The sequence below is a fragment of the Bradyrhizobium sp. SPXBL-04 genome (genome assembly GCF_051853035.1).
Classification (GTDB): domain Bacteria; phylum Pseudomonadota; class Alphaproteobacteria; order Rhizobiales; family Xanthobacteraceae; genus Bradyrhizobium; species Bradyrhizobium zhanjiangense.
The window spans coordinates 6,900,518-6,918,807 of sequence record NZ_CP182472.1 but is presented as its reverse complement, the minus strand read 5'-3'; the positions used below and the strand labels follow the sequence as shown (position 1 = coordinate 6,918,807).

15 protein-coding genes, 1 tRNA gene and 1 pseudogene are annotated in these 18,290 nt (G+C 60.5%); 10 read left to right on the top strand and 7 right to left on the bottom strand.

From position 1 onward, the window contains the following. The first annotated feature begins 347 nt into the window (after positions 1 to 347). Complete coding sequence (locus ACNJX8_RS33075) at positions 348 to 1,010, top strand: response regulator (RefSeq protein WP_128956415.1); 663 nt, start codon at positions 348 to 350, stop codon at positions 1,008 to 1,010. Here ACNJX8_RS33075 and ACNJX8_RS33070 read toward each other — a convergent pair. The 4 genes and pseudogenes from ACNJX8_RS33070 to ACNJX8_RS33055 form a co-directional block, all read right to left on the bottom strand. After that, positions 1,005 to 3,095 (bottom strand): MASE1 domain-containing protein, encoded by a 2,091-nt coding sequence (locus ACNJX8_RS33070; RefSeq protein ID WP_439358171.1) that lies wholly within the window; start codon positions 3,093 to 3,095, stop codon positions 1,005 to 1,007. The two genes, ACNJX8_RS33075 and ACNJX8_RS33070, sit on opposite strands and share 6 nt — an antisense overlap. A gap of 643 nt (positions 3,096 to 3,738) precedes the next feature. Beyond that, positions 3,739 to 4,245, bottom strand: a complete 507-nt coding sequence (locus ACNJX8_RS33065; RefSeq protein ID WP_439358170.1) for a hypothetical protein — start codon at positions 4,243 to 4,245, stop codon at positions 3,739 to 3,741. A gap of 30 nt (positions 4,246 to 4,275) precedes the next feature. Continuing rightward, on the bottom strand, positions 4,276 to 4,509 hold the full coding sequence (locus ACNJX8_RS33060) for a hypothetical protein (protein ID WP_128935836.1): 234 nt from the start codon (positions 4,507 to 4,509) through the stop codon (positions 4,276 to 4,278). A 224-nt stretch (positions 4,510 to 4,733) separates the two neighbouring features. Beyond that, a pseudogene (locus ACNJX8_RS33055) lies at positions 4,734 to 4,902 on the bottom strand (SOS response-associated peptidase); the annotation flags it as partial. Between the two features lie 973 nt (positions 4,903 to 5,875). Between ACNJX8_RS33055 and ACNJX8_RS33050 the strand changes: the two are divergent. The 8 genes from ACNJX8_RS33050 (at position 5,876) to ACNJX8_RS33015 (ending at position 14,256) form a co-directional block, all read left to right on the top strand. Further along, positions 5,876 to 7,108: a hypothetical protein gene (locus tag ACNJX8_RS33050; protein ID WP_439358169.1), complete on the top strand. Its 1,233-nt coding sequence runs from the start codon at positions 5,876 to 5,878 to the stop codon at positions 7,106 to 7,108. A gap of 258 nt (positions 7,109 to 7,366) precedes the next feature. Next, complete coding sequence (gene modA, locus ACNJX8_RS33045; protein WP_128935834.1) at positions 7,367 to 8,161, top strand: molybdate ABC transporter substrate-binding protein; 795 nt, start codon at positions 7,367 to 7,369, stop codon at positions 8,159 to 8,161. Further along, positions 8,162 to 8,827, top strand: a complete 666-nt coding sequence (gene modB / locus ACNJX8_RS33040; RefSeq protein ID WP_128935833.1) for a molybdate ABC transporter permease subunit — start codon at positions 8,162 to 8,164, stop codon at positions 8,825 to 8,827. It begins immediately after the preceding gene. Further along, the gene (locus tag ACNJX8_RS33035; RefSeq protein ID WP_439358168.1) at positions 8,817 to 9,908 is read left to right on the top strand and encodes an ABC transporter ATP-binding protein; all 1,092 of its coding nucleotides are present in this window, start codon (positions 8,817 to 8,819) and stop codon (positions 9,906 to 9,908) included. Before modB ends, ACNJX8_RS33035 begins: the two co-directional genes overlap by 11 nt. A gap of 118 nt (positions 9,909 to 10,026) precedes the next feature. Continuing rightward, positions 10,027 to 12,090: a WD40 repeat domain-containing protein gene (locus ACNJX8_RS33030; protein ID WP_439358167.1), complete on the top strand. Its 2,064-nt coding sequence runs from the start codon at positions 10,027 to 10,029 to the stop codon at positions 12,088 to 12,090. 55 nt (positions 12,091 to 12,145) lie between these two features. Then, positions 12,146 to 12,958 (top strand): amino acid kinase family protein, encoded by an 813-nt coding sequence (locus ACNJX8_RS33025; protein WP_128935830.1) that lies wholly within the window; start codon positions 12,146 to 12,148, stop codon positions 12,956 to 12,958. After that, on the top strand, positions 12,955 to 13,824 hold the full coding sequence (locus ACNJX8_RS33020) for an amino acid kinase family protein (protein WP_439410297.1): 870 nt from the start codon (positions 12,955 to 12,957) through the stop codon (positions 13,822 to 13,824). The genes ACNJX8_RS33025 and ACNJX8_RS33020 overlap by 4 nt, the downstream gene beginning before the upstream one ends. Before the next feature lie 138 nt (positions 13,825 to 13,962). Continuing rightward, positions 13,963 to 14,256 carry a hypothetical protein gene (locus tag ACNJX8_RS33015; protein ID WP_128935828.1) on the top strand — a complete coding sequence of 98 codons (294 nt, stop codon included), beginning with the start codon at positions 13,963 to 13,965 and terminating at the stop codon, positions 14,254 to 14,256. 139 nt (positions 14,257 to 14,395) lie between these two features. Here ACNJX8_RS33015 and ACNJX8_RS33010 read toward each other — a convergent pair. Continuing rightward, positions 14,396 to 14,471: transfer RNA gene (locus ACNJX8_RS33010), tRNA-Ile, on the bottom strand. A gap of 358 nt (positions 14,472 to 14,829) precedes the next feature. Continuing rightward, positions 14,830 to 15,804 (bottom strand): Bug family tripartite tricarboxylate transporter substrate binding protein, encoded by a 975-nt coding sequence (locus ACNJX8_RS33005; protein ID WP_128956408.1) that lies wholly within the window; start codon positions 15,802 to 15,804, stop codon positions 14,830 to 14,832. Positions 15,805 to 15,910: 106 nt separating this feature from the next. On the opposite strand from ACNJX8_RS33005, the gene ACNJX8_RS33000 reads away from it, so the two are divergent. Next, positions 15,911 to 16,873, top strand: coding sequence for a TAXI family TRAP transporter solute-binding subunit (locus ACNJX8_RS33000; protein WP_439358165.1), 963 nt, complete (start codon positions 15,911 to 15,913; stop codon positions 16,871 to 16,873). A 133-nt stretch (positions 16,874 to 17,006) separates the two neighbouring features. On the opposite strand, the gene ACNJX8_RS32995 is transcribed toward ACNJX8_RS33000, so the two are convergent. Continuing rightward, positions 17,007 to 18,218 (bottom strand): ABC transporter substrate-binding protein, encoded by a 1,212-nt coding sequence (locus ACNJX8_RS32995; RefSeq protein WP_091884229.1) that lies wholly within the window; start codon positions 18,216 to 18,218, stop codon positions 17,007 to 17,009. Positions 18,219 to 18,290 lie beyond the last annotated feature (72 nt).

The following is an 18,290-nucleotide window of genomic DNA, read 5'->3' as shown; positions in this document are numbered from 1 at the left end:
TTCAAGTGGCGCAGTGTGTAAATCGGCCGCAGGTCGGTACAGAGAGGTGCCTAGGTCCTATGACCAAGGTATCGTCCGGGCCGCGGCATCTATTTGATACCCTTTAGACACGTGATGAGTAATTCATCGCTCGCGTGGACGGAGAGGCCAGCGAGTACCGCGCTTCACGTCGTCCGCGCTCACTACGATTGTGTGCCGATTGCAACCATTGCACACAGCAGCGCTCGACTCCTACTTTGAGTGCCTGACGGCGGAACCACTGGACCAGAGATAGAAGGTGGACGGTTTCGAAGGTGGGTGTATGATTTCATTGATCTCCGGGCGCTCAGAGAACGGAGAGCATTTTTATGAAGGTTCTTGTTGTTGACGATCACACATTGATCCGCGAGGCGTTGCACGGCGTCCTGAAGCAATTGAAGCGAGAGGCCGTGATATTCGAAGCTTCGAGCAGTCGAGAGGCCATGCACATCGTCGAGCAGCATCCCGATATCAGCCTCATTTTGCTCGATATCAATTTGCCTGACCGCGACGGCTTCTCTGTCCTTTGCGAACTGCGCCATCGCTATGCGACGATTGCTATCATCATTCTCTCGTCCTCCGATGATCAGGACACGGTCAGGCGCGCTTTCAAACTTGGCGCGCTGGGTTTCATCCCGAAAACCACGGAACGTGACGTGATGCTCAACGCTATTGAGTTGGTGTTCTCCGGCGGAGTTTACATTCCCTCGGAGATTCTGGAGGAAACGGCGGGTCCGCGGCTTGCAGATAAACCATTGGCTCGCGACTCGCTCAAGGGGCGCGGATTGACCGATCGTCAGATCGACGTACTTGCGCTGCTGATGAAGGGAAAAAGCAACAAGGTCATTGCCAGGACGCTCAATATGGCAGTGCCCACGGTGAAGAATCACATCACGGTCGTTCTCAAGGCGCTCGGCGTAGCGACGCGCACTGAGGCCGTCATAAAGGTCGGAAAAATGGGCTGGGAATGGCCGCCGAAATCTGAATCATGAAACTGCCCCGGTGCCTCTTCCACCATCATGATCCCTAAGGAGCTCATGCATGACAGCGCGGAGCCGCATCGGGTCGACGGGCTTGTGCAGCAAAATGTAACCTCTGTCCCTCGCGTCCCGCAGAGGTTCAGCTCCGGTATCGCCGCTGATGAGAATGGCGGGAATTGACGAGCCAAACGCCGCATTGATTTGTTCAATTGCCCGGATTCCGGTCTTCCCGCTTGCGAGATGATAGTCCGAGATGATGAGATCTGGGCGCTGTTCGCGCTCGGCAAGTCGGACGAGTGCAGCTTCGTCGGATCCGGTGGCAAGAACCGAGTATCCCCATTTGCTGAGCAATCCGCCCGTTCCCTCCCGCACGATCGGAGTATCGGCAATAACGAGAATTGCCTTGCCGTCGACCGCGAAGGCGCCTGGGTATGGTAAATCGGCGGGCGCCGCGGACCTGACGCATTGATCGACTTTCGGAACTAGGATCGCAAATCGCGAACCTCGGCCCACAGTCGAGGCCAGGTCGATTTGATGGTTGAGAAGCAGGCGAAGCTTGTCGACGATGGCGAGGCCGAGGCCCAGTCCGCCCGACCGGTTCTGTTCTGAGGTGGGAACTTGAAAAAACTCGCCAAAGATATTGTGCTTTTGATCGTCGGGAATGCCAGGACCGGTATCGCATACTTCGATGCGCAACATTTCACCGCGACGACGACATCCGACCAGGATACCGCCCTGCAACGTATAGCGCACCGCATTTGATACAAGATTCAGCATGATGCGTTCGAGCAGCATCGCGTCGCTTCGCACCCAGACATCACTTGGCCTGACGCGTAGCCGCAGACCCTTTTTTTGCGTCGCCTGGTCAAACGCCGTCTCGATTTTCTGCAACAGGCGCCCGATCGGGAACTCGGTCATTTTGGGCGTGAGTATCCCGGCATCCAGCCTGGACATGTCCAGGAGCGAATTGAACATTTCATCCATTTCCTTGCGGGTGGCGTCGATCCGTTCGATCGTCTTTGTCCTTTCATCCGGGTTGAGCGGCGTGCGCAGCTGGGCGACGAACAACCCCAACGCATGTAACGGTTGCCGCAAATCATGGCTTGCCATGGCGAGAAAGCGCGATTTCGCTGCGTTGGCGAGCTGCAGCTCCTGCGTGCGCTCTGCGACCTTCTGCTCGAGCTCGAGGTGCGCGCGGCGCAGGCTTCCTTCGGCAATCTTGCGGACCTCGACATCCGCGCTCAACAGCAAGCTTGGAACGGTAATGCTGATCAAGAACATCAACACGAGAAGGAATGACGCATTGGGATCTGGCGTCGCGAAGGGGCCGCCGCCCGTGTGCGTTCCCCAAATCGTGATGCCCGCAAGCACGAGGGCAACCGTTGCGGTATCGCGTGGACCGCGACGCAGCGCCGCCCATAACATGGGCAGGATCACCAGAAAGCCGAGTGGATCTCGGCCGGGCGTCTGCTCGATCAGGGGGCTGAAAGCAATGAGGCCAACAGCCGCCGCTGTTGCGAGGACCGCTGCCGTCTCCACAAAATCGTGCCGGTTGAAGGCATGATGGTGGTTTGATGCCCACAGCACGATCACGGGGGCAATGCCTAGTGCGCCGGTCACGTCGCCCAGCCACCAGGTGATCCACGCGTCCGCGAAATTCTCCGGCTCGATGTACCCGAAGAGTGCCAGGCTGGTCAGTCCGATGCTGGCGCTGATCGGCGTCGCGATCACGACGCAGATCAGGGTAAACTTTGCGACGGAATTTGGGGTTGAGAACGTTTCACAGCCGCCTGACCACTGATTAATGAGATACGCGCCGGCAATCGCTTCAAGAGAGTTCCCGGTTGCAATCGCAGTTGCAGTGGCAACGGAGCCTGCCGTCGTCGCATTGGCGATCAGCGCCGCCGCAAAAATTGCGGGCCAAGTTCGATATCCCCGCAACAGCACCGCCGCCAGCGCAACGCCTGTCGGCGGCCAAATTGGCGTTGCGCTGGGATGAATGGAGGCGAGGGCAAGGCCACCCTTTGCCGAGGCGAAATAGATCACTCCAATCACGACCAGACCGCCGACGTAGCTGACGCTGCGGTATGAATCCATGTTGGAAACTAATGATCGTCGATCGGACATCGTCCTGGACTAGGCAATTGGGTCGTTCACTATGACTGACTTTTAATTTAAAGAGGCGACGCGTGCGCTGGAGGAACATCTGGCCGACTTGCGGTCCATCCCTCGCCTCAGCACCAGTGGGAGACGAACGGGCCGCCGTTGCGCCCGGAGGAATTCGCGCCGTCTCGCGTTCACCCGATTTTTCGGGGGAAGCCATGGTACGACGAAGATAGGCTCTCCGAAAGGCTGGATTTGAACTCGGACAAAGTCGCTGTGTGCGATAAAGGCCCTATCTCTCGTTGGAGCCTCGGGACCAAACCACTTGCACGATAAATGCTGTGGCGGACGAGGAAGCGCAAGTTTGACTCAAGAATAGAAGCATCCCCATGACCGATGAGATGCAGGGTCCATTTGCGTCGGCGGAGGCGTTTGCGATGAGCGGCGCAATTCTCCTTCGATAGAATGAGCGCCAACTCGAACTCGTCTTGAAGTGATCGTGTTCGCAACTTTGTGTTCCTGGCGACCAGGACGACGCCATACGGCGGAGGCCGTGCCACCACCGAGTACCCAATCGGGCACCGGCCGGCCCTGTTGCTCCAGGTCCAAAAGCCCGTCGAGCGTTCGACCAAGTAAGCTACGCCAGCCGCTCAAATGCGCGCTCCAATGTGAGGTTGGTCTCGCCAGTGACCGACTTCATCGATCGATAAGCGGCAGCCAAATCTTTGATGGGAATGGCGTGAAGCCGAGCGAACTGCAAAACCAGTTCAGGTCGCACCTCAGTGAAGAATGTGACGACATGCGCGATCCAGTTCTGCCAATCTCTCGACGTGAGGCGAGCCACGAGATCCGTCGAATTGATTGTCCGGCGGTATGGAGCGTTCGTAGTGCCAAGAACGAGTTGCTCAACATCCTTGGGCGTGGACCGGCGGTTGGAAAAGCGTCGGATGCTCTTCTCAAATTTCTTCGCGGAGTGGGTCCGCTCGTATTCCTCCGCATCGGCCGCAAGGACTTCCAGCGCTTTCCGCTGGGCGTCCATCTTCGTCTTCAGCGTCAATGCGTCCTTTAGCTTCGTGCGGCGGTGCTTGCCGACGAGATCGGCCCATCGCGACATTTGCTGCGGTTGCACAAATGCGGTCGGCATCGGAGCGAAGCGGACATCGCCGACGGCGTCCTAGCTCTTCGTCGGGTGACAGATGATCTGTTGGATGCTGTTGAACGGCGCCACGAGAGGCCTAGCTTTTGCGTGATCCGTATGATCGCTCCCAGCGATGAAATCCCTCCCCACGATGTAGGGCGGGTACATGGTGCATGCATTCTGCACGCCGAACACAATCGTCAAGGACTCGCAGTCCTCTACTAGCTTCGAGAGATGGCCCTCCAGCGTATGCGGGTCGATCTCCGACATCAGGCTGCCCCCTTAGTTGGACTTCAATCTCAATCTGCAGCTTAATGAGGACTTCGACAAATGCAGAAAAAATCCGAGGGACCGACGCCGGAACTTCCCCCGGCCCCTCGCGCGACGGTCCTCCTCTTCGAGCCGACATCTCATATCGAGGCAGGACTGTCCTACGCTCGTCCCACGCCCCCACGGCGCCGGGCGGGCTGCCCGTGCGCGGCGGTGGCGGCATTGCCCCAGCGGATCATTGCCAGCTCGCGGCCGGCCTCGGTGTTGCGGACCACTGGGGCAGGGCAGTCGGAGAATGCGCTGGGCATCGGCGGCAGGTTGCTGACGTAGCGTCACGCGGAACAGGACGATGATGGCCGCTTGGTTCGTCGTGATGCTGTAGAGATTGCACATGTCGTTCGACTACTTCGTCTCGGCTTTGGAATTGAAGAAAGCTAAAAACCTTTGCCATCTCGTAGGCTTCGATTGAAAACCTCGGAGCCAATTTTTGTAGTCGTCTTCCTTGGGCATCAATCCCACTCGGATGCGGAGCCAAGTCAAATAGTTGGGCTGCGGCAACGTCCTGCGCGCCGTAGCACTTCGTGGTGGCTCTGCCGACGCATCATGCGTTGATCATAGCATGCACGGTCCGCCACGACTGTGCGCAGGGACCGTCGTTGTCCACGTCCTTCCGGAATGCTAGCAATAGCCCCATGGCCGAAGGCGACCCATCCGCATCATCCCTCACCGTGGCGTAGACGACGATTGCGAGAGCCTTGAGGTGGGGTTTGCGAACGGACGGAAGTCGATCCGGTTCTATTGGGATAACCTTGTCGCACGCCGATTGAGCAGCAGCACCCTCACGAAAGAGCAGGCCACCGAGAAAGCCACGGCGCTGGCAAGGGCCGATAAGTTGGACAACCCCGAGTGAGCCGACACGGGCGACGCCTGTACCGGCTACGGCTTAATCGAGACATGCGAACGTTTCCAAAACGCGCCAGCGAACACCGCGCGAACCGTTGTCACACCCTAGTGGGCCGGGTGTGACAGCGGAACGAAAAGTGGAATACTTTCAAGGGCGATGATGCTGCCGAATGGTGGGGCCCGGCAGGACTCGAACCTGCAACCAGACCGTTATGAGCGGCGGGATAATGGTCAGGTTCGTTGATCTTGCTGCGTTTTCGTTTGATTTTGATCGCGCTCGTTGCGTTTTGATCAGGTTGTTTCTGGTGCGAATCTGGTGCGTAGCTACAGCACCCGAACCGCGGTGCTTCCTTCCGTCTGGCGGGCAGTGAGGGGGTGCAGGACAACGCAAGGAAGAGTATGGCTGGGTGGTCGAGACCAAGTGCGCAGGAACTGGCCGCTAGTAGGTACAACGAAGCGAGCTTTGAGCAGCGACGTGACCTCTTCGCAGTACGATCAACGCAGTCGGGCAGCAGTGCTGAAAGTCAGTTACCTGCTGGTCGTAACTGCGGCCACATTTGTGCTCCCGGCCCTGTCTGCAACCCATTCCCTCCGCTGGTTTTTTGTCTCGGTCTTGCTCGCCGTTCAGGTGCTAGCGCTGCTCATCTGCCGCGTTCCGACTAGTCAGGTCCTGCGTCCGGGGTGGCGGCTCAAATGGTTGTTCCTGTTCCTGATCGGCTCTTACACGCTGCTTCCGCCGGAGCATTCCGCAGCGGATCTCCTGCTGCACTGGCGAGTTCCCGGCCTCGGATGGGTGTTTCCTTTTAATCTAACCGGCCTGGATCGCGCCGCGGTGATGTGCCTGCAGATTCTGACCGTGCTGCTCACCTCAGCCGTGGTTCGACTGACGGGGAGCCAGGACGACTTGGTCCATGGGCTGCTGCGGCTACGGTTGCCCGACTTGTTCGTTCACTCGTTCGACCGCACGCTCTCGCTGCTCAGCGGTTCCGACGAGCGAAGCCGGCGCCAGGCCCGTGAAGTCGGTGAGGGGGCGCAACACGGGGCCTTGACGGCGCTCAAGCACTTGCTGCGCGGCAATATTGGGGGCTTCGTGCTGTCGATAAAGGCGAATGTGGAGCTTGCGGGCAGCCAATCCGAAGGAGGCGATAAGCCCAAGCTCGAAGCCAGACTCGCTCACGATGTCGCCATCGTGAGCGGCATCGCGCTCTGCATGGCATCCTTCAAGATGCTGAAATTCCTTCCCGGTTTGCCCTTTGCCTCGGGGCATAAGGCTGTTCTCCTGTTCCCGCTGTATGTGCTTGCCGCCCGCCTCACCCATTCGCGCTGGGGTGGCACAACCGCGGGCGCGATCATGGGCGTGATCGGCTTTCTGCAGGGAGACGGGAGATTTGGCGTGCTCGAGATCCTAAAGCATATCGCGCCGGGCCTCGTGATCGACCTTGCAGATCCGCTTGTACGCCGGTTGCCTGTGTGGGCGCTCGGCTACTGCCTGCTCGGACTCCTCGCCGCTGTCGCCAGGACGAGTACGGAGCTGGCTCTGGTTTTTCTTCTGGGCGCGCGGGCGGAAATATATCTTTTTCCCGCGGCTAAACTGGTGCCGAACCTGTTGGCGGGATTTTTGAGCGGTTTCGTGACAGTGTTCGTGTTGCGCGTCTTCTCGCGCGAGCCAACAGTCCAGGATCATCCGCGACACTGATTGCGCGCGTGTCCAGAGCCGACTTATCTGTCAGAAAGTACGCATTATTTCGATTTCGCGCTTTACCACGGAACTCGCCCAGTTTTTGACTTATCTCGCTGCCTTCCGCGTGAGAGAGATCCCCCACGCACCAAAATCTCCTCGCGGGCCATGCGGATGCGCCCAAAATGAACTGAAGGTGCAAACGAGAGTTAATAAGCGCGGCTGCGCCCGGGAACCCGGCGAAGCCCGTCTGACGTGTCGCGAAGGAGTTGTCCCGTGCGGCGCCGGCTCCTGTTCTTCGCCACTATGTCCGCGATACTCGCCGGGCTGTGGTATCCGGATGCGGCGTTAGCCGCCGAGCCGAGCGACGTGCGCGTGGCTGCGGCCGCTGACTTGAAATTTGCCTTGGACGAGGCCGCGGACCTCTTCCGCGCTCGGCATCCGAACATCAAGCTCCAGATCACCTATGGCTCCTCGGGAAATTTCTACGCCCAACTGTCCAACCATGCTCCCTTCGATGTCTTCCTCTCTGCTGATGTTGACTACCCACACCGCCTTGTTCGGGACGGTCTTGCGTCGGAGGGCGACGAGTTCGTCTACGGTGTGGGACGGATCGTAATTTGGGTCCCGCGGTCCTCGTCTATCGACGTCGAAAAGCTCGGCATGCAGTCTCTGCTGAGCCCCGACGTCCGCAAGATTGCGATCGCCAATCCGCGCCACGCCCCTTATGGCCGGGCGGCGGAAGCCGCGATGCAGAGCATGGGGGTCTACAAACAAGTGAAAGACCGGCTGGTGCTCGGTGACACCGTGCTGCAGGCGGGCCAATTCGTCGAGAGCGGCAGCGCCGACATTGGCATCATCAGTCGCTCTCATGCGCTTGCCCCCTCGCTGCGGGACAAAGGAAGGTTTTGGGAAGTGCCGTTGGACGCCTATCCTCGCCGTGTGCAGGGAGGCGTGATCCTGTCGTGGGCGCAAAGCCGTTCCGCGGCCGCGGCCTTGCGCGATTTCATAATGGGCGAGGAAGGCCGAACGATCTTGAGACGCTTCGGGTTCGAGAGTCCGGAGGAGTAAATGGATATCGAGGCGATATGGGTCAGCGTCGAACTCGCGGCGTTCACCACCCTGATCCTGTTCCTCCTGGGGCTGCCTTTCGCCTATTGGCTGTCCGTGACGCGCTGGCGCCTGAAGTTCCTGCTTGAGTCGCTGGTCGTTCTGCCGATGATTCTACCTCCGACCGTCCTTGGATTTTATGTTCTGGTTGCCATTGGGCCGATGAGCCCGTTGGGCCGGGCCTACGAACACATGACGGGACATGCCCTTGCGTTCTCGTTCCAAGGCCTGTTGCTCGCGTCGATCCTCTATAGCATGCCCTTTGCGGTCCGGCCGTTCGCCGCCGCTTTCGCCAGCGTTGACCGGCGACTGATCGAGGCGTCGTGGTGTCTCGGCGTCTCGCGAATTCGTACTTTCCTGCAAGTCGCCTGTCCGCTCTCGTGGGCGGGCATTGTTACAGGCCTCGTCCTTAGCTTCGCGCACACGCTCGGTGAATTCGGCGTCGTGCTCATGGTGGGAGGCAACATTCCTGGTGTCACGCGCACGATATCGATCGCGATCTACGACGAGGTTCAAGCGGTCAACTATAGAGGAGCTGCGATGGCCTCCCTCGTTTTGTTGGCATCGTCTTTCATTGCGCTCTCGGTGACGCATCTCCTCAATCGGAAGGGAGGACATGGAGCCTGAGCTCGTAGCGGAGTTCGAGAAGAAGTTCCCAGACGGTCCTCCGATAAAGGTCCGGCTGCATCGCCCGCTCGGCCATTTTTCGCTCACCGTCTTGTTCGGTCCGTCGGGCTCCGGAAAAACAACTGCTCTGCGATGCCTGGCCGGGCTCGATCGACCGCAGCACGGCTACATTCGCTTCGGCGATGAGACTTGGTTTGATGCAAGTCGCGGCATCCTGGTTCAGCCGCAGCGCCGCCAAATCGGTTATCTGTCTCAAGAATATGCTTTGTTTCCGCACCTCACTGTCGCGCGCAACATCGCTTACGGAATTCGTCGCATCGGTGATGCAGAGCGGCGTAAGCGGATCGCTGAACTGAGCGATCTGCTTGATCTCGCAGGCTTGGAGGGCCGCTACCCTGACCAGCTGTCGGGCGGACAGCAGCAACGCGTCGCGCTCGCCCGCGCATTGGTGTGCCGGCCGCGCCTGTTATTGCTGGATGAGCCGCTCTGCGCGCTGGATCAGCCAACCCGCGAGCAACTTCGACGTGACCTGCGCCGTTGGCTGACGAAGTTGGCAGTACCAGCCGTAATGGTGACTCACGACCGTGTCGAGGCCTTGGGATTGGGCGACCATGTCATCGTGATGGACCACGGCTGCGTTCGCCAATGCGGCCCGCCGCAGGATGTCTTTTCCGCGCCGATCGATCCGGCCGTGGCCCGGATCGTCGGTGTCGACAATATCGAAGGTGGCAAAGTCATTCGGAAGGTGAATGGATTGGCGACCATACAAATCGGCTCAAGCGAGTTGCTCGCGCTGTCGGCAGCCTGCGTCGGCAGCCAGGTATGCGTTTGCATTCGTGCGGAGGACGTCATGCTGGAAAGGGGCGCAGTCGCCCGGCAGGGCAGCGCACGCAACCACCTCGTCGGTCGCATCCGGTCGCTGGACCGTGAAGGTCCGATGGTGCGCGTGGGCATCGATTGCGGCTTTCTTCTCAAGGCGCTGGTCACGTACCAGGCTTACGAGGACATGGGACTGTGCGATGGGATGGAAGTAACTGCTTTGGTCAAAGCGCCCGCCATTCGCCTGATTGCGCGGGATTGAGCCAGGAAACAATGACCGCTCGTGAATGGCGGAGCTTGCATCGAAGCTTGAACGAGGAGGAGCCATGTCGCGAGTTGGTTCTTTTGGAGTGCGATCTGTGCCGGCGCAGCGATACGTGATGGTTGCCGTCGCGATACTCCTGCTCGCGCTCGTGACAGCATCGCCGGGGCAAGCGCAGGTGCGTGCTACGCTGGGAGGGCACACCCTCGCGCTCGCCTCCGTGGCCTACTCGCCCGAGGGAAAACACATAGCCACGGGCAGCTATGATCGCACTGCGAAGGTGTGGGATGCGACAAGCGGCAAAGAGCTGGTCACCCTCATTGGACACGAAGCCGCGGTCGAAGCTGTGGCCTTCTCGTCGGACGGCAGAATCCTGGCGACAGGCAGCTATGACTCGACTGTCAAACTTTGGGATTGGGCTGCCGGAAAGGAGCTCGCTACATTTCGCGGCCATACAAACATGATCCGCTCGCTGGCGTTCTCACCTGATGGCAAGACCGTCGCTTCAGGCAGCCACGACAACACGATCAAGCTGTGGGACGTTGCGACCGGCACGGAGCTGGCGCAGCTCAATCACAAAGGCGCAGTTCGATCGCTGGCGTTCAGTCACGACAGCAAGCATTTGGCATCGGGCAGTAACGACTACACCGTCAAGATCTGGGATGTCGCGACTGGCGCCGAGGAAGCTACCCTGACGGGGCACGGGCATGGCGTGCGGGGCATCGCGTTTTCGCCCGACGACAGGACGCTGGTCACCGGCAGTATGGACACGACAGTGCGGCTCTGGGATGTCGCCACGCGCGCCGAGCGCATGATCCTCGAGGGATCAGAGAACGAGGTGCTCTCCGTGGCGTACTCGCCAGACGGCAAACTTGTTGCCGCGGGCGGCCAGGACGATACCCTCAAGATTTGGGACGCAGCGAGTGGACAGGAATTGGCGAGCATCCCGGATGCGGGTGACCGTGTGCGCGGAGTCGAGTTCTCTCCCGACGGCAAGACGCTGGCGACCGCCACAATGGATACGCTGGCCAGGCTGTGGGACGTCGAAGAGGTCCTCAAGCGCCGAATTCAGGCGCCCGCGGGAATGGTGAAGGATGAGGGGCAGGAATCCTTTGCGGGACATACCGGCTACGTGACCGCTGTGGCATTCACGCCGGACGACAAGATCCTCATATCCGGCAGCCACGACCACACGGCTCGGCTGTGGGATGTCAGGACCGGCAAGGAACTCGCCATCCTCAAAGGTCACACCGGCGCGATCGTCACGCTTGTGCTCTCACCTGATGGGAAGATTCTGGCCACTGGCTCCTATGACCGGACGGTCAAACTCTGGGATATGGCGAGCGGCAAAGAACTTGCGACCTTGCGCGGCCACACCAACATCATTCGCGCTGTGGCCTACGCACCGGACGGCAAGACGATCGCATCCGGAGGATATGATCAAAAGATCAAGATTTGGGACGTCACGGCCGCAAAGGAGCTCACCACAGTCGTCGGCCATACTGGTGGTATTAAGGCGCTGGCTTACTCTCCCGATAGTCGCCTTCTCGCATCGGGCAGCATCGATGGCAGCGTCAAGCTCTGGGATCTTGCTACCTGGAGCGAGATCGCAACGATCGACGTGCATACCGGGCCGGTGCACTCGGTGGCATTCTCTCCCGACGGCAAGCTTCTGGCGTCGGCAGGCGCCAGCAACGATGTGCAGCTCTGGAACGTCGCGACCCACGAAGAGCTCGAGCCTTTCAAGGGCCATACGCGCTGGGTCCGCTCTTGTGCTTTCTCGCCTGACGGCAAAATGCTGGTCTCTGTCGGGCTAGACAACGTCGTGAGGTTCTGGGACGTCGCCACGCGTAGTCAGGTTGCCGCGCTCACCGGACACGAACGGCGGATTCATTTTGTAACATTCTCGCATGCCGGTACGTGGGTCGCGACCGCAGGTATGGATCGTAGCGCGAAGCTTTGGAGCGTGCCTAAGGAGCCGACCGCGCGTGTCTCTGAGCAAATATCCAAATACGATGAAGTGACGCAGAACGAAGCTGGTAGCCGCGGAGCTATGCGTTCCGCCTGCAAGGGGGAAATCGATAGATTGTGCCTCGGTGAAGAGCATGTCGGGCAGTGTCTGCGTAAACACAAGGAGCAGCTGTCCGCTGGGTGCCAAACCTCAATGGGACGAGGACATTGAATGAAGCGATCGTCTCGGCGGCGCGACTGGGCGCTCCGGTTGAATGGAGGACGAGATGGACAAGGAAATCTTGGACCGAATGACGATGGCGCTGATGGGCGCGAGTCCCACCGACGACGAAATGATGGCGAGTCTCGACAATCAGCCGGTCGTGCAAATCCTCCCCGATGCCAACGTCGTCAAGGTCGGCGGTCAGAGCTTCATTGACCGCGGGCGGGCCGCGGTGTTTCCGCTCATTGAGGAGATCGTCGAGAATCTTCCCCGCCATAAGATGATCATTGGTACCGGCGCCGGTACACGGGCGCGCCACGCTTACAGCGTCGGCCTGGACCTCGGTATGCCAACGGGCGTGTTGAGCGTGCTCGGCTTCTTCGTGAGCATTCAAAACGCCAAGATGATTCATTACCTTCTGGCCAAACACGGCATTCCGTCAATCGAGCCGGCGCAATTCGCGCAATTGCCGCTATACCTGGCAGAGCGCCAAGCCTGCGTTTCCGTCGGCATGCCTCCTTATGCGTATTGGCAGCCCAATCCGGCGATCGGGCGCATCCCGCCTCATCGCACCGACACCGGCTGCTATCTGATCAGCGAAGTGCTCGGCGCGCGCTCCATGATATTCGTAAAGGACGAGGATGGCCTTTACACCGCCGATCCCAAGAAGGATCGCAACGCGCGCTTTATCCCGAAGATCACTGTTGAGGAGCTCGAACAGCTCGATCTCGCCGATGTCGTGCTGGAGCGATCCGTTTTCGAATTGATGAAGACCGCAAAACACCGCCGGTCGGTGCAGATCATCAACGGACTAAAAAAGGGCAATCTTACCCGCGCGCTCAATGGCGAGCCCGTTGGGACCATTATCAGCGCGTGATCGGGGATCTTGCCATGTCATCATCAGACACGTCGTTTACCGAAATTCCGGCCGATGGCCGTCATCACGTCAAGTCAATGCTGATGCGCGAGAGTCTCCTCGACAAGAAGGTGATGTCGTCGACCGAAACGCCGGTCGTTCGCATGCTGCCATTCGCTCATGTTATCAAGGTCGGCGGACGATCCATCATCGATAACGGCCGCAAGGCGACTTATCCGCTGGTGGATGCGCTCGCTGCCGCGCTTGATAAATTCAAGCTGGTGATCGGACTTGGCGGCGGTATTCGCAGCCGGCACGTCACATCGATCGGAATGGATCTTGGCTTGCCGACCGGAGTGCTCGCGCAGTTGCGGATCATCGACGCGCTAGGCAATGCCCACTTGCTTGGGACGCTGCTCGCTCCCTATGGCGTCGTGGCAATTCCGCCGGAAATCCTCGGACACATGCTGCCGTTTTTTATCAAGTCAGCTCCGGGCGTCATCTGCAACGGCGATCCGCCGTTCTCGATCTGGGAGCATCCGCCGCGGTTGGGCCGTATCCCGCCGCATCGCACGGATGCGGGCACATTCCTGCTGGCGGAATGTTACGGATGTGCCACGCACACGCTGATCAAGGATGTCGACGGGCTTTACGATGCTGATCCGAATGCCAACCCGAACGCAAATTTCATCAAGGAGATCACCGTCAGCGAGCTGAAGGAGCGCAATATCTCCACACTGCCCTTCGACCGGGTGCTGATCGATCTGCTCGCCTGCGCTCGCCAGGTGAAATGCTTTCAGATCATCAATGGATTGAAACCGCATTTGCTTGAACCGGCGCTGCGAGGTGAACACGTCGGAACGATCGTACGCCAGGACGCGTCCTGAGACGTCACCACCGTCTAAAGGCGCTAACTCTTCAAGCAGGCCTTCGAGCGCGCGGCGACCAAGTGAATAAGGTGAAAGCTCTCGGGAACTTAGAGCCGATATCGAAGTTGCCGTAAGTTTCCCAACTGGAGGAGTGCCATGCGTAGAACGATTCTGGCATTGACAGTGATTTTTTTGGCGCCGACGGCAGTGATGGCGTTGACGGCCGGCCGTGAGCAGGCCGGAGATCCTCAATCGGGAGCTGCTGCGACTGCCATCCAAAAGCGCCAAATCGCTCCCGGCGACGTCGCCGGAAGCGGCCAAGGAGGCTCCTTGGAAGGCAAGGTGATCCTCGCCAAGGGCGACAAGTCTGGAAGCGGTCCTGGTCGTGGCGGCCATAAGGGCGCCCACAAGGGGGAGCGCAAGGGCGGCCAGAAGCATGGTAAATCCTGAGCGTTCGTTACCTTGAGCCGTCATAAGCTTCGTGCGGTCCGCAAGACTTGGACGGCACACGCCACCCCGACACGGCGCCCTGGTCCGCGGTATACACAATTGCGGACCACCGGCGCTGGATAACCCCCCATTGAATGACTGGTGGGCCCGGCAGGACTCGAACCTGCAACCAGACCGTTATGAGCGGCCGGCTCTAACCATTGAGCTACAGGCCCCGCCGCGAGGCGGCCGCTTTGCGCGGCCGGCAACGGTGCGCGGTTCGTTTACAGGCCCTGAGGCGGGGGTGCAATGCCGGCTCTGGTCAACGGAAATCCGGGGCTGCGCGGCAAGCACTGCTGGTCGGATGATTGCTGGATTCGGAATAATCGCATTTTGCCAGTGTTTTGCCCGACGAGTCAAATGGCCATGCGGTCATCCGGCCGGTTCCTGCTCTTGCGTTTCTCTAACCCGCTGTGATTGCTCACGTCTTCTACTGTGCATGGGGTTGTTTTCGCACTTTTTGGTTTGAAGGGGCCTGTCGGCCCCTCCAACCCTCTTGCCCGCAAGCGACGCACCCCGGCGCAGGGCCGCTTCCTAGTCCACCGAAACCCCGGCGAACTCCACCACCTTGCGCCATTTCTCGGTTTCGTCGGCGACCAGCTTGCCGAACTCGGCCGGGGTCATCGGCTTGGGGATGCCGCCGGTCTCCGCGAGGCGCGCGACCAGCTTCGGGTCCTTCAGGGCTTCGCCGACGGCCTTGTTGAGGATCTCGATCACCTCGGGCGGCGTGCCCTTCGGCGCGGAGATGCCGTAGAAGCCGACGGACTCGAAGCCCGGCACGGTCTCGGCGATCGCGGGCACGTCGGGCACGCTCGGCCAGCGCTGCGGCGAGGTCACCCCAATCGCGCGGACATTGCCGCCCTTCGCCTGCTCCATCGCGGAGGGCAGGTTGTCGAAGATCAGCTGCACCTTGTTGGAGATGATGTCGGGGAAGGCGATGGCGGAGCCGCGATAGGGCACGTGCACCATGTCGCATTTGGTCATCACCTTGAACAGCTCGGCCGACATGTGCACCGAGGTGCCGTTGCCGGACGAGGCAAAGGAGACTTTTCCGGGATTGGCCTTGCAGTAGTCGATGAACTCCTGAACCGTCTTCGCCGGGAACGCGTTGGAGACGACCAGCATGTTGGTGAGCTGCATGATGCTGGCGACCGGCACGGTGTCGCGCAGGAAGTCGAACGGCAGCTTCTTGTAGAGCGAGGTCGAGATCGCGTTGTTGGGCGCGACGAACAGCAGTGTGTAGCCGTCCGGCGGCGAGTTGATCGCGGCGGCGGCCGCGATGTTGCCGCCGGAGCCGGTGCGGTTCTCGACGATGAATTGCTGGCCGAGACGATCCGACAGCCACTGCGCCATGATCCGCGCCACGATGTCGACCGGGCCGCCGGCGGAAAAGCCGATCAGCCAGTGCACGGGGCGGTCGGGATAGGCGGCGGAGGCCGGAGGTGTGGCGCTGAAAAGACCTAAAAGAACTGCGAGCCCGAAAACACCATTACGCAAAATTCGCAACATGACGCCTCCCATTGTTCTATTGTCGTTGGGGGCATGCTTTCACAAAATCGGGCTGCTGCCTACATCGTCGCAAGTCGGTGTTGACGCAGGCTCGGCGGTAATGACCATGAGATTCGCGACTATCGTTCTCGCAGCGGCGCTGCTCTTTGGCCCCGCCGCGGCTCAAACCGGAGGCAACGCCATTCCGACCACGACACTCAGCCTCGGCACTGCGACGCCCGGCGGGGGCTTTCCGCTCTATGGCAATGCCTTCGCGGAGGTGATGAACGCGGCCGATCCGCAAATCAGCATCGTCCCGCGCAACACCAAAGGCAGCAACGAGAACATCCCGCTGCTGGAGAAAGGCGAGCTCGATCTCGCGTTGGTCGCAGGCGAGCCGGCCTATGAAGCCTTTGCCGGCATCGGCCGTGCGAAGGTTGCGCTGAAGATCCTCACCGCGATCTATTCCAACCCCGGCATGTTCGTGGTGCGGGCGGACAGTCCCTACAAGACCATTCGCGATTTGGTCGGTCAGCCCGTCGCGTTCGGCGCCAAGGGCTCGGGCCTGCCGATCCTGGCGCGCTACGTGCTCGATGGCCTCGGCCTCAAGCAGGACGAGGATTTCAAGGCGGTCTATCTCGATCGCGCCGGCGACGGCCCCGCGATGGTCGAAGACGGGCGCGTCGCCGCGCTGTGGGGCGCCGGCATCGGCTGGCCCGGCTTTGCCGCGGTCGCATCGAGCGCGTCAGGCGCACGCTTCATTGCGCCCAGCGCCGAAGAGATGACGCGCATCCGCGCCAGGCATGCGTTCCTGAAGCCGCTCACCGTGCCGGCCAATAGCTATCCGAAGCAGACGGAGCCGATTGCCTCGCTGGGATCGTGGAGTTTTGTCCTGACGCGCGAGGATTTGCCGGATGACGTCGCCTATCGGCTGGCAAAGACGCTGCACGGCGCAGAAGTGACGTTCTGCAAGAAGCTCGCGCAGGCTTGCGAGACGACGGCCGCGAACACGGTCGCGGCCGCGCCGAAGGTGGAGCTGATCCATCCGGGCGTGATGAAGTATTTTCGCGAGATCGGAGTTGTGAAGTGACGGTCGCAACCACACCCCACGCTCGTCATGCCCGGGCTTGTCCCGGGCATCCACGTTCTTCTGTCCACGTGGCGAGACGTGGATGGCCGGAACAAGCCCGGCCATGACGTTTGCGGCTAGCTTGCGTTGCCCGTCACTTCTTCACCAGCGCACATGCCGGGTCCGGCGGCCCGAACGCCTTGTCGCCGGAGATCGTCGTGAGGATCTTGTAATAGTCCCACGGATATTTGCTCTCCTCCGGCGTCTTCACCTGAACCAGCCAGAGATCGTGCACCATCAGATTGTCCTCGCGCAGTCTGCCGTTGCGGGCGAAGAAATCCTCGATCGGCTTCTCGCGCATCTTGGCGGCCACTTTAAGCGGATCGTCGGTGCCGGTCTCCTTGATGGCGTTGAGATAGTGCATCACGCTGGAATAGACGCCGGCCTGCCACATCGACGGCATCTTGTTCATCTTGGCGAAATAGCGCTTCGACCATTCGCGGGTCTTGTCGTCCATGTCCCAATAGAACGACGTGGTCAGGAGCAGGCCTTGGGCCGCCTGCAGGCCGAGACCGTGGATGTCGGTGATCAGCGCCAGCAGCGCCGCCATCTGCTGGCCGCCCTTGAACACGCCGAACTCCGAGCCGGTCTTGATCTCGTTCATGTTGTTGGGCGGACCGGCGGCAATGCCGATGATCTTGGCCTTGGAGGCCTGCGCCTGCAGCACGAAGGAGGAGAGGTCGGGCGTTGCCAGCGGCGGCCGCACCGAGCCCAGCACCTTGCCGCCATTGGCGGTGACGACGGCGGAGGCGTCGCGCTCCAGTGAATGGCCGAAGGCGTAGTCGTCGGTGATGAAGAACCAGCTGTCGCCGCCGCGCTTGACCACCGCATCCGCCGTGCCGACCGCGAGCGCGCGGGTGTCGAACACCCATTGGATCGCGTAGGGCGAGCAGAATTTGCCGTGGAAATCCGCGGTGCCGGTGGAGTGGGTGATGAACAGCCGCTTCTTCTCGTTGGCGATGTTCTGCACCGCGAGCCCGACCGCGGAGACCGGCACGTCCACGATCAGATCGACCTGGTCGACGTCGTACCACCGCCGCGCGATCGCGCCGCCGACATCGGCCTTGAGCTGGTGGTCGCCGATCACGACGCTGATCGGCTTGCCGAGCACGGTGCCGCCGAAATCGTCGATCGCCATCTGCGCCGCCGTCACCGAGCCCTGGCCGGTCGGTGCCGAGGCCGGGCCGTTCATGTCGGTGAGCACGCCGATCTTGACGACGTTGTCCGACACCTGCGCCGACGCCACACCCGGCAGCAGCGCCGCCAAGGCGGCCGCGACCGGCAGTCCAAATCTGTTTGGATTCATGCTTCTCCTCCCCTGATCCGGCTCGTTGGCCGGTGTTGCCCGGGTATGCCCGGCTGAATTGGTTTCTTTTGC

Coding starts and splice junctions, on each gene's coding strand:
- ACNJX8_RS33075 (WP_128956415.1), top strand. CDS start 348: ATGAAGGTTCTTGTTGTTGACGATCACACATTGATCCGCGAGGCGTTG.
- ACNJX8_RS33070 (WP_439358171.1), bottom strand. CDS start 3,095: ATGGATTCATACCGCAGCGTCAGCTACGTCGGCGGTCTGGTCGTGATT.
- ACNJX8_RS33065 (WP_439358170.1), bottom strand. CDS start 4,245: ATGCCGACCGCATTTGTGCAACCGCAGCAAATGTCGCGATGGGCCGAT.
- ACNJX8_RS33060 (WP_128935836.1), bottom strand. CDS start 4,509: ATGTCGGAGATCGACCCGCATACGCTGGAGGGCCATCTCTCGAAGCTA.
- modB (WP_128935833.1), top strand. CDS start 8,162: ATGGATATCGAGGCGATATGGGTCAGCGTCGAACTCGCGGCGTTCACC.
- ACNJX8_RS33035 (WP_439358168.1), top strand. CDS start 8,817: ATGGAGCCTGAGCTCGTAGCGGAGTTCGAGAAGAAGTTCCCAGACGGT.
- ACNJX8_RS33030 (WP_439358167.1), top strand. CDS start 10,027: ATGGTTGCCGTCGCGATACTCCTGCTCGCGCTCGTGACAGCATCGCCG.
- ACNJX8_RS33025 (WP_128935830.1), top strand. CDS start 12,146: ATGGACAAGGAAATCTTGGACCGAATGACGATGGCGCTGATGGGCGCG.
- ACNJX8_RS33015 (WP_128935828.1), top strand. CDS start 13,963: ATGCGTAGAACGATTCTGGCATTGACAGTGATTTTTTTGGCGCCGACG.
- ACNJX8_RS33005 (WP_128956408.1), bottom strand. CDS start 15,804: ATGTTGCGAATTTTGCGTAATGGTGTTTTCGGGCTCGCAGTTCTTTTA.
- ACNJX8_RS33000 (WP_439358165.1), top strand. CDS start 15,911: ATGAGATTCGCGACTATCGTTCTCGCAGCGGCGCTGCTCTTTGGCCCC.
- ACNJX8_RS32995 (WP_091884229.1), bottom strand. CDS start 18,218: ATGAATCCAAACAGATTTGGACTGCCGGTCGCGGCCGCCTTGGCGGCG.